Annotated in this window: 15 protein-coding genes; 3 read left to right on the top strand and 12 right to left on the bottom strand. The window is 71.1% G+C overall.

What is annotated here, in order from left to right; all coding sequences use genetic code 11:
* Positions 1–42: 42 nt before the first annotated feature.
* Positions 43–1,734 carry a S8 family peptidase gene (locus tag AC1PMG_RS17235; protein ID WP_481109652.1) on the top strand — a complete coding sequence of 564 codons (1,692 nt, stop codon included), beginning with the start codon at positions 43–45 and terminating at the stop codon, positions 1,732–1,734.
* 6 nt (positions 1,735–1,740) lie between these two features.
* Here AC1PMG_RS17235 and ybaK read toward each other — a convergent pair whose 3' ends face one another.
* The 4 genes from ybaK to wrbA all read right to left on the bottom strand — a co-directional run bounded on the left by ybaK (position 1,741) and on the right by wrbA (position 3,738).
* Positions 1,741–2,214: a Cys-tRNA(Pro) deacylase gene (gene ybaK / locus AC1PMG_RS17230; protein WP_150410381.1), complete on the bottom strand. Its 474-nt coding sequence runs from the start codon at positions 2,212–2,214 to the stop codon at positions 1,741–1,743.
* Between the two features lie 9 nt (positions 2,215–2,223).
* Complete coding sequence (locus AC1PMG_RS17225; RefSeq protein ID WP_017909075.1) at positions 2,224–2,709, bottom strand: asparaginase domain-containing protein; 486 nt, start codon at positions 2,707–2,709, stop codon at positions 2,224–2,226.
* Positions 2,710–2,788: 79 nt separating this feature from the next.
* Complete coding sequence (locus AC1PMG_RS17220) at positions 2,789–3,145, bottom strand: DUF2069 domain-containing protein (protein WP_481109651.1); 357 nt, start codon at positions 3,143–3,145, stop codon at positions 2,789–2,791.
* The gene (gene wrbA, locus AC1PMG_RS17215; RefSeq protein ID WP_481109650.1) at positions 3,142–3,738 is read right to left on the bottom strand and encodes an NAD(P)H:quinone oxidoreductase; all 597 of its coding nucleotides are present in this window, start codon (positions 3,736–3,738) and stop codon (positions 3,142–3,144) included. Before wrbA ends, AC1PMG_RS17220 begins: the two co-directional genes overlap by 4 nt.
* Before the next feature lie 76 nt (positions 3,739–3,814).
* Between wrbA and AC1PMG_RS17210 the strand changes: the two genes are divergently transcribed.
* Together AC1PMG_RS17210 and AC1PMG_RS17205 are read left to right on the top strand one after the other, a co-directional pair.
* Complete coding sequence (locus tag AC1PMG_RS17210; RefSeq protein WP_342073924.1) at positions 3,815–5,089, top strand: YihY family inner membrane protein; 1,275 nt, start codon at positions 3,815–3,817, stop codon at positions 5,087–5,089.
* Positions 5,086–5,727 carry a TlpA family protein disulfide reductase gene (locus AC1PMG_RS17205; RefSeq protein ID WP_342073858.1) on the top strand — a complete coding sequence of 214 codons (642 nt, stop codon included), beginning with the start codon at positions 5,086–5,088 and terminating at the stop codon, positions 5,725–5,727. The genes AC1PMG_RS17210 and AC1PMG_RS17205 overlap by 4 nt, the downstream gene beginning before the upstream one ends.
* 485 nt (positions 5,728–6,212) lie before the next feature.
* On the opposite strand, the gene ppk2 is transcribed toward AC1PMG_RS17205, so the two are convergent.
* From ppk2 to hemA, 8 genes are all read right to left on the bottom strand, one after another.
* Positions 6,213–7,001, bottom strand: coding sequence for a polyphosphate kinase 2 (ppk2, locus tag AC1PMG_RS17200; RefSeq protein ID WP_481109649.1), 789 nt, complete (start codon positions 6,999–7,001; stop codon positions 6,213–6,215).
* Positions 6,998–7,342 carry a helix-turn-helix domain-containing protein gene (locus AC1PMG_RS17195; protein WP_017911650.1) on the bottom strand — a complete coding sequence of 115 codons (345 nt, stop codon included), beginning with the start codon at positions 7,340–7,342 and terminating at the stop codon, positions 6,998–7,000. Before AC1PMG_RS17195 ends, ppk2 begins: the two co-directional genes overlap by 4 nt.
* A 13-nt stretch (positions 7,343–7,355) precedes the next feature.
* Positions 7,356–7,874 carry a molybdenum cofactor biosynthesis protein B gene (moaB, locus tag AC1PMG_RS17190; protein WP_342073860.1) on the bottom strand — a complete coding sequence of 173 codons (519 nt, stop codon included), beginning with the start codon at positions 7,872–7,874 and terminating at the stop codon, positions 7,356–7,358.
* Positions 7,875–8,089: 215 nt separating this feature from the next.
* Entirely contained in the window at positions 8,090–8,722 is a 633-nt protein-coding gene (locus AC1PMG_RS17185) for a hypothetical protein (protein ID WP_481109648.1), read from the bottom strand.
* 320 nt (positions 8,723–9,042) lie between these two features.
* Entirely contained in the window at positions 9,043–10,758 is a 1,716-nt protein-coding gene (locus tag AC1PMG_RS17180; protein ID WP_481109647.1) for an O-linked N-acetylglucosamine transferase, SPINDLY family protein, read from the bottom strand.
* Between the two features lie 40 nt (positions 10,759–10,798).
* Complete coding sequence (locus AC1PMG_RS17175; RefSeq protein WP_481109646.1) at positions 10,799–11,251, bottom strand: N-acetyltransferase family protein; 453 nt, start codon at positions 11,249–11,251, stop codon at positions 10,799–10,801.
* Positions 11,248–12,333 (bottom strand): peptide chain release factor 1, encoded by a 1,086-nt coding sequence (gene prfA, locus AC1PMG_RS17170; protein WP_481099960.1) that lies wholly within the window; start codon positions 12,331–12,333, stop codon positions 11,248–11,250. The genes AC1PMG_RS17175 and prfA overlap by 4 nt, the downstream gene beginning before the upstream one ends.
* Positions 12,311–13,594, bottom strand: coding sequence for a glutamyl-tRNA reductase (gene hemA / locus AC1PMG_RS17165; RefSeq protein WP_481109645.1), 1,284 nt, complete (start codon positions 13,592–13,594; stop codon positions 12,311–12,313). The genes prfA and hemA overlap by 23 nt, the downstream gene beginning before the upstream one ends.
* Positions 13,595–13,597 lie beyond the last annotated feature (3 nt).

Genomic DNA, 13,597 nt, shown 5'->3' with positions numbered 1-13,597 from the left:
GACGGCCGACTGCGCCATGTGTACAGCTCGGGGGGGAGTCTCATGTTCAAGTACAGCGTGCTTCGGCGCCGCAGCGCCGCGTGCCTTTTGCTGCTGGCGGCCGCCGGCACCGCCGCTGCCGGCGAGATCGGATTGCAGGCGCTGGCGACGACGCCGAATCCACAGCGTTTCATCGTCACCTATCGCGATGGCGCCGCGCCTGCGCTGGCCTCGCGCGCGGCACCGCTGGCGGAGGCCGCACGCATGTTGCCGGCCCGGCGCGGCCGTGCCCTCGGCCTGGCATCGTTGCGGCGCCTGGCGACCGGTGCCGACGTCATTGCCGCCGATCGCAGCCTGGATCGCGTCGAGGCGGAAACGCTGATGCGGCGCCTGGCCGCCGATCCGGCCGTCGCGCGCGTGGAGGTCGATATGCTGTTGCGCCCCCTGCTGGTCCCGAACGATCCTGGCCTGTCCCAACAATGGGCGTTCGGAACCGGTACGGCGGCGATCAATGTGCGCCCGGCCTGGGATCTGGCGACGGGCAAGGGCGTGGTGGTCGCAGTGCTCGATACCGGCATCACCGCACATCCGGATCTGGCCGCGAACGTGTTGCCGGGCTACGACTTCATCAGCGATCCCCTGGTGGCCGGCGATGGCGGCGGCCGCGACCGTGACGCCGCCGATCCGGGCGATGGCTATCCCGCCAATACCTGCGGTGCCGGTACGCCGGCGGCGAGTTCGAGTTGGCACGGCACGCATGTGGCCGGCACCATCGCCGCGGTCACCAATAATGCCGCCGGTGTCGCCGGCGTCGCCTTCAACGCGAAGCTGCTGCCGGTGCGCGTGCTGGGTAAATGCGGTGGTTATCTCTCCGATGTCGCCGACGCCATCGTCTGGGCGTCCGGCGGCGCCATCGCCGGCGTTCCCGCCAACCCGACGCCGGCGCAGGTCATCAATCTGTCGCTGGGTGCCGCCGGAAGCTGTTCGCCGACGATGGCAGGGGCGATCGCGAGTGCGGTTGCGCGCGGGACCAGCGTCGTCGTCGCTGCGGGCAACAGCAGCAGCGATGTCGCCGGCAGCGTGCCCGCCAACTGTCCGAACGTGATCGCGGTGGCCGCGACCACTTCCGCCGGCGCCCGTGCCAGTTTTTCCAACTATGGGGCGGGCGTGGACATTGCCGCTCCCGGACAGGGCATCCTGTCCACGCTTAATACCGGCACGCTGGGGCCGGGGGCGCCGGCGTATGCGTCCTACAGCGGCACCTCGATGGCGGCGCCGCACGTGGCCGGCGTCGCCGCGCTGGTGCTGTCGGCAGCGCTGAATCCACTGACGCCGGCGGTACTGGAGGCGCGGCTGAAGGCCACCGCCAGCCCGCTGCCGGTGGCGTGCACCGCCGGCTGCGGTGCAGGGCTGGTCAATGCGGGGGCGGCGGTGGCGGCGACAGTGAAGGCGCAGACGCTGGTGCGTGGCGTGCCGCTGGGAAACCTGTCGCTCAAGGCGGGAACGTCGCTGTACTACCAGATCACCGTGCCCGCCGGCACGTCGGCGCTGACCCTGGCCCTGAGCGGCGGCAGCGGCAATGCCGATCTGTACCTGCGCGCGGGCGCCCTGCCGACCGATACCGCATACGGTTGCCGCTCGGTCGCCGCCGGGACCACCGAGCGCTGCACGCTGACCTTGCCGGCCGGGCTCTATTACGTGCGGATCAAGGCGATCACCGCGGTGGCGGGCGTGAGTGCGACCGCGAGTTACTGACGCGCCTCACTCGCACAGATCGCAGGCACGCGCCTGCAGCGCGTCGAGCACCTGCGCGGCCTCCATTTCCAGCAGCAGGCCGCGCTGCCCGGCGTTGAACCAGACGCTGCCTGCGCCCAGTGCCGTTTGCTCGATCAGCACCGGCGCCGGCCGCTGCTGGCCCAGCGGACTGATGCCGCCGACCTTGTAGCCGGTGCGGCGCTCGGCCTCGGCGGCCTCCATCATCCGCGCCGCCTTGCCGCCCGCGGCGGCGGCCAGTTTCTTCAACTGCACGCGGCGGTCGGACGGGACCACCACGCAGACCGCGCGCGTGTCGACCCAGGCCATCAGGCTCTTCAGCACCCGCTCCGGCGGCAGGCCCAGCGCCTGTGCGGCCTGCAGGCCCTTGGCGCCGGCTTCGGCTTCGTAGTCGTAGGGATGCAGCCGGTAGACGATGCCGGCCGCATCCAGCGCCTTGGTTGCGCGCGTGGCCTTGGACATCGTCGCCGCTCAGGCCGCTTCGAAGCGGTTCGCCGCCACGTTCTTGCGCACCTTCTGCGGGTCCCAGATGCGCCCGTTCATGGCGATGTAGACGCCGGCCGGCAGCGATTGCACCGCGCCGACCGCGCAGCCGATGTTGAACTCGGCGTCGGAGCCGCGGAAGCGCGCCGGGTTCAGCGCGCCGGTCATCACGATGGTCTTGCCCTCGATCGCCTGCAGCACCTTGCCGGTCTGCACCATCGAGTCGGTGCCGTGGGTGATCAGCACATGGCGTGCGGACTGCGCGGCGATGGTGGCGCGGATCAGTTCGCGGTCTTCGTCGGTGATGTGCAGCGAATCCTTGCGGATGATCGGGATCACCGTGAAGCGGAAGGTCACGCCCAGTTCCTTGAGGATCTGGCCGATCTGCGGGTCGCCGATCTGGTAGTCGGACTTGTCGTCGAAGTAGATCTTGTCGATCGTGCCGCCGGTGGTGACGATCAGGAGCTCTTCCATTGCCGTTCCTAGAAGCATGTCGGGGCGCGGCCGTGGCCGCGCAGGCCGTCCATGATACCGGGCGCGGCGGGGCGGCCGCTCAGTCGCGCCCGGCCGCGCCGCGGCGGCGGGCGAAGCGTGCGCGGATGCCCGGGGCGCTGGACAGGCCTACCACCAGCAGCGCCAGCAGCAGTTCCGCCCAGCCGTAGCCACGCTGTGGCGGGTGGCTCCAGGCGGTCATCACGCCGTGGCTGAACCACAGCAGCGCGCCGACGCCGCTCCAGAATCGTGCCACTGCCGAGCCGCGCAGCACGCCTACGGCGAGCAGCAGCGGCGGCAGCGCGAACACCAGCAGGGCGGCCAGACGGTGGCGATCGTCGTGGAACCAGGCCGCGAACAGTGTCGCCAGCGCCAGCAGCGTCGCCCCCAGCGCCACCCGCAGGCGCCCGCCGCTCATGGCGCCGCCAGTCGCTGCGCGATGTCGGCCAGGCGCCGGCCGAGCGCGCGCGCCAGGTGCGCTTCTTCCTCGCTGGGCTGCGGATCGTCTTCCGCGCCGGCGACGTGGCTGGCGCCGTACGGCGTGCCGCCGCTGCGGGTGCTGCTGAGCAGCGGTTCGGTGTAGGGAATGCCGACGATCAGGCAGCCGTGGTGCAGCAGCGGCAGGTGCATCGACAGCAGGGTGGCTTCCTGGCCGCCGTGCAGCGACGCGGTCGAGGTGAACACCGCCGCCGGCTTGCCGGCCAGCGTGCCGCTGGCCCAGTCGGCGCCGAGGCCGTCGATGAAGTGCTTGACCGGCGCGGCCATGTTGCCGAAGCGGGTCGGGCTGCCCAGCGCCAGGCCCACGCACTCGCGCAGGTCGCTGGCGTCCACGTACGGCGCGCCGCTGTCGGGCACCGGCGGTGCGCTGGTCTGGGTGACCGCCGCCACCGGCGGCACGGTACGCAGGCGCGCGGCCATGCCCGGCACCTCGCCGACGCCGCGCGCGATCTGCCGCGCCAGGCGCGCCACCGAGCCGCCACGGCTGTAGTACAGGACCAGAATCTCGGCCATGCGGCCCTCTCGTGGATCGAAACGACCGCCAGTATCGACGATGCCGGCGTCCATGCGCATCGGGTACCCTTGCCCGATGCAGCCGCTGGACACCGTCAATCTCTGGGCCGATCGCCTGCGCGACCGCGCGCGCATGCGCAGCTTCGCCGGCTTCCTGTGGCGGCGCTTCCTCGACGACCGCCTATTCCAGGCCGCGGCCTCGCTGGCCTACACCACCATCTTCGCGCTGGTGCCGCTGGCGGTGGTGGTGTTCGGGGTGCTGTCGGCGTTCCCGGTGTTCGACAAGTGGAGCGACCAGCTCAGCGACTACATCTTCTCCAACTTCGTGCCGGCCGCGGCGCGCTCGGTGGAGGCCTACCTGCGGCAGTTCTCGGCCAGCGCCGGACAACTGACCACCGCCGGCGTGATCGCGCTGGTGGTCTCGCTGCTGATCACCCTCAACAGCGTCGAGCAGACCTTCAACCAGATCTGGCGGGTGGTCTCGGCGCGGCCGCAGCTGACCCGCTTCCTGGTGTACTGGACCGTGCTGACCCTGGGCGCGCTGCTGGCCGCGGCCTCGCTGGCGGTGTCGGCGCGGTTCTTCGCGCTGCCGCTGTTCAAGACCAGCGAAGGCCGGCTGCTGGCGCAGGTGGTGCTGAGCGTGGCGCCGGTGCTGATCGAATTCGTCTGCATCACCCTGGTGTACCGAGTGGTGCCGCACCACACGGTCAAGCTGCGCCATGCGGTGCCGGGTGCACTGCTGGCGGTGCTGCTGCTGGAACTGGTGAAGTGGGGCCTGAGCCTGTACCTGGGCAGCTTCCAGTCGTACCAGCGCATCTATGGCACGGTCGCGTTCGTGCCGATCTTCCTGCTGTGGATCTACCTGAGCTGGATCGCGATTTTGCTCGGCGCCTCGGTGTCGTCTTCGATCGCCGCCTTCCGCTACCAGCCGGCCTCGATGCGCCTGCCGGCCGGCTATGAGATCTACGGCCTGCTGCGCCTGCTCGGCCGCTTCGCGCAGGCGCGCAGGCAGGGCAGGGGGCTGCAGGAGGACCAACTCCTGGAACTGGAGCCGATGCTGACCGATTCGCTGGTGCAGGAACTGCTGTGCGAGCTGGAACGCATCCGCCTGCTCAGTCGAACCGAGCAGGGCGACTGGATGCTGGCCCGCGACCTGAGCGACGTGCCGGTGGCCGAGCTGTACGAGAATTGCCAGCTGCGCATCCCTGTCGTCGAGACCTATCTGCCGTGCCGCGACGACGCCCTGGGCCAGGCGGCGTGCCGCGCGCTGGACGAACTGCGCCTGCCGTTGCGCGACGTGCTCAAGCGTCGCGTCGGCGACCTCTACACCGAGATTGGAGACCTTGCATGACCGCCATGCGCCTGCTGTTCCCGCTGTTCGCCGCCGCCGCCTTGCTGGCCGGATGCGACCGCCAGCCCACGCCCAAGCCGGCCGACGGCGCCGCGACCCCCGCGTCGTCCACCGCGCCCAAGGCGCCGCCCGCCCCGGCAGCGCCGGAGGCGCCCGCCGCGCCGGCGGCCGGGCCGTCCGTGGTGCAGGAGACCCGCCCCGAGCCGACCCTGAAGATGAAGGCGGTGGATGGCCGCGAGTACGACCTGGCCGCGCACCGCGGGCAGTGGGTGGTGGTGAACTTCTGGGCCACCTGGTGCGCGCCGTGCCTGAAGGAGATGCCGGAACTGTCGGCCTTGCACGTGATGCGCGACAACATCGAGGTGGTGGGCCTGGCCTACGAGGACATCGAGCCGGCGGAGATGCAGGCGTTCCTGAAGCAGCACCCGGTCGCCTACCCGATCGTCATCGTCGACACCTATGCGCCGCCGGCCGACTTCGCCACCCCGCGCGGCCTGCCGATGACCTACCTGATCGCGCCCGATGGCAAGCTCGCCAAGCAGTTCCTGGGGCCGGTCACCGCCCACGACATCGAAACCGCGATCGCCGCCGCCGGTGGCCCGGCGCCCGGGCAGGGCAAGGGGAAGGCGGCGGGGTGAGGGTGTCGGGCTAGGCGGCGTGGCCGCCGCCGCCCGGGATTGGGCATTCGGGATTGGGGATTGGAAGGCGCGCTTCCGTGCGTGCGGAAGCGCCATCAGGTCGCCATCAGATTGCCGTCGAATCACTGTCGAATTGCCGTAGGAGCGGCTTCAGCCGCGACCCGGAAGGTTGACGATGATGGTGCCGCGGCTAAACCGACCTCCATCCGATGCGTCCGGAACGGAGCGCAGTCCTTGTGGGAGGGACTTCAGTCCCGACGCCTTGCGCGACGGGAGGAGGGGATGGCTTCGCTCGTCGCGGCTGAAGCCGCTCCTGCGATGGTCTCGGCTCGTACACCAACAAACAGGCGTCTTTCGCTGTAGGAGCGGCTTCAGCCGCGAAGCACTATCCCTGGAATGGCTGTGGGTGGACGCGCCCAGCGAGGTGCTGTCGCAAGGCGACGACTGCGCGCCGCAGGCTTCACCCAATCCCCAATCCCCAACCCCTAATCCCCACTCCCCGCCTCATACGACGGAATCGGCTGCAGCAGCCCGAACTTTTCCTTGTGCAGCTTCTGCTTCAGCGGCGGCAGGTCCATGTCCGGTTCGTGCAGGCGGGTTTCCGGCAGTTGGTCGAGCAGGTGCCGGATCAGGGTCAGGCGGCCGCGCTTCTGGTCGTTGAAGTCGACCAGGGTCCACGGCGCGTAGTCGCGGTGGGTGGCTTCCAGCATCGCTTCGCGGGCGCGGGTGTAGTCGGCGTACTGGCTGCGCGACTTCAGGTCCACCGGCGACAGCTTCCAGCCCTTCAACGGGTCGTGCAGGCGCTCGGCGAAGCGCTTTTCCTGCTGCGCCTGGTCCACGCACAGCCAGTACTTGAACAGGCGGATGCCATCGTCCACCAGCAACTGCTCGAATAGCGGAGTCTGGCGCAGGAAGGCGTGGTACTCGGCATCGCTGCAGTAGCCCATGACCCGCTCCACGCCGGCGCGGTTGTACCAGCTGCGGTCCATCAGCACGATCTCGCCGGCGGCCGGCAGATGCGCGATGTGACGCTGGAAATACCATTGCGTGGCTTCGCGGTCGGTCGGCTTGGGCAGGGCGACCACGCGGCACTGGCGCGGGTTCAGATGTTCGGCGATGGCCTGGATCGCGCCGCCCTTGCCGGCGGTGTCGCGGCCTTCGAACAGCACCAGCACGCGCTCGCCGCTGTGCTGCACCGCCTGCGCCATCGCGGTCAGTTCCAGTTGCAGCGGCTGCATCAGGGCCTTGTACTGCTTGCGCTTGAGATGGCTCATTTGCTGCTCCGCTTGCGGGTACCGGTGCCGGCCATGCTGCGCGCCACTTCCAGCAGCGCGCCCTGCTGGCGGGTGTCGAGGGCGCGGTAGGCCTGCAGCAGATCGTGTTCGCCGCGGGTGCGTGCCGGGTCCAGTTGGCTGGCCAGTTCGCCGAGCAGCGCGCCGGCGGGGACGCCGAAGGTGCGTGCCAGGGCGGTGAGCTGGGCGCGTCCGGGCAGCTTTTCGCCCGCCATCCAGGCCTTGACCGTGGCCGCGCCGGCGCGCGGGATGGCCGCGGCGATGTCCGCGGCGCTCATGCCGCTGGCCTTGGCCAGCAGGCGCAACGTGGTGTCCAGGGGCATGCGGGAGTCCAGTTCATTCCTTCAGCCGCGGGCGCAGCGTGGCCAGATTGCAGGGGCGGGTGCGGGCGTCCAGCTGCGCAGCGATGATCCGCTCCCAGGCCGTGCGGCAGGCCGAGGTGGAGCCGGGCAGGCAGAACAGGAAGGTGGCGTTGGCCAGGCCGGCGAAGGCGCGCGACTGCAGCGAGGAGGTGCCGATCTCCTCGACGCTGATCGCGCGGAACAGTTCGCCGAAGCCCGGCATCTGCTTATCCAGCAGCGGCAGCAGCGCCTCGGGCGTGGAATCGCGGCCGGTGAAGCCGGTGCCGCCGGTGACCAGGATGCCGTCCACCTCCGGATCGGCGATCCAGGCCGAGACCGTGGCGCGCATCCGATAACGGTCGTCCGGCAGCAGTTCCCGTGCGTGCAGGCGATGGCCGACGCCGCCGAGCGCGGCGACCAGGTAGTCGCCGGAGCTGTCCTGGTCGAGGGTGCGCGTGTCCGAGACGGTCAGCACGCACAGGTTCAAGGCAATGAAGTCGGCGTTGGCGGTCATGCCGGCAGCCTAGCGGCTCCCCCGGCCGGCGTACAGCCTGGACGCCCCGGCGCTTCAGCCGCGGCTACGGCGGGGTTGGCGGGTCGTCGTGGACGACGGCAATGGGGCGCTTCGGGCCGCCGAAGCGTGCGCCTGGGCGTGGTGGTCGCGCGCTGGAACCGCGGCCTCGGGCTAGGAGTCGCGTCCGCGCACGTTGCTGGCGCGCGACTGTCGATTCAGGCGTGGAGGTGGGCCGGGGTCGCGCCGTCGCATGGCAGGACCACGGTACGTGGCCGGAAGCGACGGACGCTGGCGGCACGATCGGCGGCCAGCGGCAGGCGCTCGGGTTCGCGCTGCAGGGCGCGTCGCTGTGCCTCCGCACTGTGCCACTCGGTGCATTCGAGCAGGGTGCGGCCGTCGTCGGACAGGTACAGGTGCGCGGCGATCAGGCCGCGCAGCGCATGCGCGCCATCCTGCAGGGCGGCGAAGGCGGTATCGGCGCGGCCCTGCGCCTGCGCTGCATTGCGGGTCGGGACCCGCGTCATCACCACGCAGGACGCTGCCCGGTGCGGATCGGATACGCCGCTGCGGATGCGCCGGTAGCGCCGCAGCGTCCGCCGCAGCGCCGGCAGGCGTGCGCGCAGCAGTCCATGCAGCGCTGGCGCCGCGTCGCAGCAGCAGCGCGCGTACAGCAGGTCGGGGGCGTCGCCCAGCGATTCCATCCAGGTCAGGGCATGCAGCCGGTGGTCGCACAGGCCGCGCATGCAGTCGAGCAGCGCGGCGCGATCCGGAAGGGGGGATTCGGCGAGCAGCATGCTGTGCACGGGGGCGGGAGGAGCGGGCGTCGGAATCGGGAGCGGCAGCGACATTGCGGGATCTGCACGAGGAGCGTGCGCGCAGTGTCGGACCTCAAGTTCGCTTGAGGTCAAGCGCTTCGGTAGCTCGACTCGCACGCTGGCGACTGCGCACCTGCGCTTCACAGGCTGCCGTTGGACGCGTAGCTGCGACCTGCAGCGATGGTCGTCCACACCACGCGTGCGCTGTGACGCGAGCGCGCTCGGCGACGGGAGGCTGCGATGCGGATGTACGTGCGGTGATGCGGGTGGCGACGTTGACAGGCGATATGTCGCCACGCCGTCCGTTGCTTGAGGTGCCGCCGCGGCCTTGTGGCGCATCCGTGAGCGATCGCTCAGTTCGAGGCCGCGCCGTCCCAGCCATGGCGCGAAGCGGTGTCGCGCAGCAGCGCGGCGAAGTCGTCGGCGAAGCCTTGCATGTCGAACAGGCCGCTGTCCGCGCGCCGCGCCTGCAGCCGCTCGCGCAGCGTCTGCAGCGCCGCGGGATCGCGCCCCAGGCGCACCGCGGTGGCGACGAACGCTGCGTCGTCGGCGGCATTCATGTCGTCCAGGCCGAGGTGATGGTTGAGGCTGCCGGCCACGCGTGCGGCGAAGGTGCTGCCGGGGCAGGTCAGCACCGGGCAGCCGGCCCACAAGGCATCGGAGGCGGTGGTGTGGGCGTTGTACGGATGCGTGTCCAGGAACAGGTCGGCATGTCGGTAGCGCGCCAGATAGTCCGGGTGCGCCAGCTTGGGCATGAAGCGCAGGCGCGTCGGTGCCACGCCGGCCGCCGTGGCGGTGGCACGCAGCCGGTCATCGGCCTGGCCCGGGCCGGACAGCAGCCACAGCACGCTGTCCGGCACCTGCCGCAGCACCTCCAGCATCCGCGCCATGCTGCGCGGGCCGAGCTTGTAGCTGTTGTTGAAGCAGCAGAACACGGTGCCGTGCTCGGGCAGGCCGCAGTCGCGGCGCGTGGGCGGGGTGCCGATAGGGCGGGTGTCGTCGGACGGCTGGAACGCGCGCGGCAGCCGCAGCACCCGCTCGCTGTAGTGCGCGGCCAGCGCCGGCGGCAACGCGTAGGCATCGCCGACCACGTAGTCGATCCAGGGGGCGCCGGAAGTGCCGGGGTAGGCCAGCCAGTTCACCTGCACCGGCGCCGGGCGCAGTGCCAGCACTTCCGGCGTGCCGCCGCCGCCCCAGCCGCGCAGATCGAACAGCAGGTCGATGCCGGTATCGCGGATGCGCTGGGCGATCTGCCGATGCGGCTGCCCGGCCACGTCGTGCCAGGCATGTGCAGCCGCCTGCAGCCGCGCGCGGAGCGCGCTGCGGTCGTCGCCGTTGAGCGCGAACAGGTGCACCTGCAGGTCCGCATGCGCGCGCAAGTGCTCGAACAGGGCGACGGTCAGCAGGCCGGTCGGATGCGCGCCGAAGCCGTTGGACAGGAAGCCGACGCGCAGCGGGCCATCGCCACGCACCTGCGCAGCGGGCAGTGGTGCGAGGGAGCGCGCCAGCGCCTGGGCACGGTTGCGTGCGCAGCGCAGTTGTTCGTCCGCGCCCGCGTCCTCGTTGAGAAAGGCGAACGGTTCGATCGCCGGGTGTCCTTGCCGTACCGCGCTGCGCACCTGCTGCGACAGCGCGTCCAGTCCGCGCCAGTCGCACAGTTTGCGGCGCCAGTTCAGCAGATAGGCGGCGATCGACGGTTCCTGCGGCAGCAAGGCGTGCGCATGCGCATAGGCCTGTGCCGCGGCTTCGGCCTCGCCATTGTCTTCCAGGGCGTGGCCCAGCCACACCGCGATGCCCGGGTGCTGCGGCGCTTGCCGAAGTGCCTCGCGCAATGCCTGCGCGGCTTCGGCATGACGGCCCTGGGTCCAGCGCACCCGGCCCAGCCGCGCCAGCGCCTCCGGATGCCCCGGGCGCAACTGCAGCGCGCGCACGGCGGCCTGTTCGCCGGCCGCCACCGCGCCGGCGCCGAGTTCGGCATCGGCGAGCATCACCCAGGCCAGGAAATCCTGCGGATCGCGCCGCACCGCGGCCTGCAGTTGCAGGCGTTCGTCGGCGCCGCCGCCGTTCATGCGGCCGTGGCGGCCGCGACCGATCGCGGGCGGTGCACGCTCACGGCACCAGCGCCTTGACGTAGTGCTGCGCGCCCAGGTCCTGCTGCCAGCCGCAGGCGCGGTACAGGGCTTGCGCGGCGAGATTGTCCTGCGCCGTCTCCAGCACGATGCGCGCCGCGCCATCGTCCGCGGCATGGCGCTCGGCGGCGTGCAGCAGCGCCTGCGCCACGCCATGGCGGCGGTGCGCCGGGGCGACGTACAGGTCGTTGAGGATCCACAGCCGCGCCGCCCGCACCGAAGAGAAGGACGGATACAACTGCACGAAGCCGGCGGCCTGCGCATCGCGCTCGGCCAGCAGCACGACCGACTCGGCATTGGCCAGGCGCGCAGCCAGGAACGCGTGCGCGGTCGCCGCATCCGGCGCCTGCCCGTAGAACTGCCGGTAGGCGTCGAACAGCACTGCCAGCGCCGGCAGGTCGTGCGCATCGGCCTGGCGCACGCGCACGCTCACGGGCTGTCGCTCAGGCGCGCCAGTTCGTCGACCTGATGCTCGTGGCTCAGCCGTCCGATCAGCGCATCCAGGTCGCCCTCGATCACGTTCGGCAGGTCGTACAGCGTCAGGCCCTCGACGCGGTGGTCGGTGATGCGGCCCTGCGGGAAGTTGTAGGTGCGGATGCGCTGGCTGCGGTCGCCGCTGCCGACCTGCAGCTTGCGGTCCTGCGCCTCGGCCGCAGCCTGCTTGCTGCGCTCGGCCTCCAGCAACTGCGCCTTGAGCCGCTTCAGCGCCTTGTCGCGGTTGGCGTGCTGGCTGCGCTCGGTCTGGCACTCCACCACCACGCCGCTGGGCACGTGGGTGATGCGGATCGCCGACTCGGTCTTGTTGACGTGCTGGCCGCCGGCGCCGGAGGAGCGGAAGGTGTCGATCTTCAGGTCGGCCGGGTTGATCGTGATCTCCTCCACGTCGTCGGCCTCGGGAATGATCGCCACCGTCGCCGCGGAGGTGTGGATGCGGCCCTGCGACTCGGTCGCCGGCACGCGTTGCACGCGGTGCGTGCCGGATTCGAACTTGAGTTTGGAGTAGGCGCCGCGGCCGACGATGCGCGCCACGACCTCCTTGTAGCCGCCGTGCTCGCCGGGGCTGTCCGATTCCACTTCCACCTTCCAGCCCTGGCGCTCGGCATAGCGCGCATACATGCGGAACAGGTCGCCGGCGAAGATCGCCGCCTCGTCGCCGCCGGTGCCGGCACGCACTTCCAGGAACAGGTTGCCGTCGTCACGAGGATCGCGCGGCACCAGCAGCAGCGCCAGTTCCGCGTCCAGTTCGGCCAGGCGCGCCTGCGCGGCGGCGATTTCCTCCTCGGCCAGTTCGCGCAGTTCCGGATCGGCGCGCATCGCCTCGGCCGAGGCCAGGTCGGCCTTGGCCGCGGCCTCGGCGGCCAGCGCGGCGGCGACCGGCTCCAGTTGCGCGAACTCGCGCGAGTAGTCGCGGAAGCGGGTGTTGTCGCTCACCACCTCGGGGTCGGACAGCAGGCGTTCGAGTTCTTCGCGACGCTCGGCCAGCGCCTCCAGCTTACGGCGCAGGGTCGGTGTCATCGGTCTTCAGAATGGGGTGGAAATAGCCCGGCTTCTCCGGGAACAGGCGCTCGGCGGCGCGGGCCAGGTCGGCGTCGCCGCGCAGCGCCGCCTCGCGCAGCGCGGCTGTGGGCGGATGCAGCAGGCGGTTGGTCAGGGTGTTGGCGAGGAATTCCAGCACCTCGTCGGCAGGCTTGCCGTGCGCCAACTGCTGCCGCGCCTTGGCCAGCACGTCGTCGCGGGTGCTGTCGCCGTGCGCGCGCAGGCGCTTGAGCGGCGCCTGGCGGGTGCTGGCCTGCAGCGCCTCCATGTAGCGCACGACCTGCAGGTCGATGATCGCCTCGGCCGCCTCGGCGGCCTCGCGGCGGCCGCGGCGGTTGTCCTCGACCGCGCGCTCCAGGTCGTCGACGGTGTACAGGTAGGCGTCGGCCAGGTCGGCCACGCCGGCCTCGATGTCGCGCGGCACCGCCAGGTCGAACAGCAGCATCGGCTTGTGCTTGCGCGCGCGCAGCGCCTGCTCGACCTGTGCCCGCGTCACCACCGGCTCGCGCGCGGCGGTGGCCGAGAACACCACGTCGGCCTCGTGCAGGTGGCGCTCCAGCTCGCTCAGCGGCAGCGCCACGCCGCCGTGGCGGCTGGCCAATTCCTGCGCGTGGGCAAGGGTGCGGTTGGCGATCAGCAGGCGCCGCACGCGGCCTTCGCTGAGATGCTTGGCGGCCAGCTCGATGGTCTCGCCGGCGCCGACCAGCAGCACGGTGGATTCGCTGAGCCGGGCGAAGGAGCTCTGCGCCAGGCGCACCGCGGTGGAGGCGACCGAAACCGGATTGGCGCCGACCCGGGTATCGGTGCGCGCGCGCTTGGCCACCGAGAAGGTCTGCTGGAACAGCCGGTCCAGGCGGCTGCCCATCGCCCCGTGCTCGCGCGCCAGCGACCAGGCGTCCTTCACCTGGCCGAGGATCTGCGGTTCGCCCAGCACCATCGAGTCCAGCCCGGTGGCGACCCGGAACAGGTGCCGCACCGCGTCCGCGTCCTGATGCTGGTACAGATAGCCGTGCAGGCCGGCGGCATGCGAATCCAGCCAGTCGGCCAGATGTTGCGCATCGCCGGCGATGGCGTACAGCTCGGTGCGGTTGCAGGTGGACAGCAGCGCCGCCTCGGCGACGTCGGGCAGCCCGCGCAGCGATTGCAGCGCGCGCGGCAATGCGTCGCCGGCGAATGCCACCCGTTCGCGCAGGTCGACCGGCGCGGTCTGGTGGTTCAATCCGAGCACCCACAACGTCATCTG

The sequence above is a fragment of the Xanthomonas sp. NCPPB 2250 genome (assembly GCF_056725265.1).
This window is presented reverse-complemented; position numbering and strand designations above follow the sequence as displayed.

Bases quoted from the DNA above. Each gene is read 5' to 3' on its own strand.
- AC1PMG_RS17225 (WP_017909075.1), bottom strand. From the start codon at position 2,709: ATGGAAGAGCTCCTGATCGTCACCACCGGCGGCACGATCGACAAGATC.
- ybaK (WP_150410381.1), bottom strand. From the start codon at position 2,214: ATGTCCAAGGCCACGCGCGCAACCAAGGCGCTGGATGCGGCCGGCATC.
- AC1PMG_RS17220 (WP_481109651.1), bottom strand. From the start codon at position 3,145: ATGAGCGGCGGGCGCCTGCGGGTGGCGCTGGGGGCGACGCTGCTGGCG.
- ppk2 (WP_481109649.1), bottom strand. From the start codon at position 7,001: ATGAGCCATCTCAAGCGCAAGCAGTACAAGGCCCTGATGCAGCCGCTG.
- AC1PMG_RS17205 (WP_342073858.1), top strand. From the start codon at position 5,086: ATGACCGCCATGCGCCTGCTGTTCCCGCTGTTCGCCGCCGCCGCCTTG.
- AC1PMG_RS17210 (WP_342073924.1), top strand. From the start codon at position 3,815: ATGCAGCCGCTGGACACCGTCAATCTCTGGGCCGATCGCCTGCGCGAC.
- hemA (WP_481109645.1), bottom strand. From the start codon at position 13,594: ATGACGTTGTGGGTGCTCGGATTGAACCACCAGACCGCGCCGGTCGAC.
- AC1PMG_RS17180 (WP_481109647.1), bottom strand. From the start codon at position 10,758: ATGAACGGCGGCGGCGCCGACGAACGCCTGCAACTGCAGGCCGCGGTG.
- AC1PMG_RS17235 (WP_481109652.1), top strand. From the start codon at position 43: ATGTTCAAGTACAGCGTGCTTCGGCGCCGCAGCGCCGCGTGCCTTTTG.
- prfA (WP_481099960.1), bottom strand. From the start codon at position 12,333: ATGACACCGACCCTGCGCCGTAAGCTGGAGGCGCTGGCCGAGCGTCGC.
- AC1PMG_RS17195 (WP_017911650.1), bottom strand. From the start codon at position 7,342: ATGCCCCTGGACACCACGTTGCGCCTGCTGGCCAAGGCCAGCGGCATG.
- AC1PMG_RS17185 (WP_481109648.1), bottom strand. From the start codon at position 8,722: ATGTCGCTGCCGCTCCCGATTCCGACGCCCGCTCCTCCCGCCCCCGTG.
- wrbA (WP_481109650.1), bottom strand. From the start codon at position 3,738: ATGGCCGAGATTCTGGTCCTGTACTACAGCCGTGGCGGCTCGGTGGCG.
- moaB (WP_342073860.1), bottom strand. From the start codon at position 7,874: ATGACCGCCAACGCCGACTTCATTGCCTTGAACCTGTGCGTGCTGACC.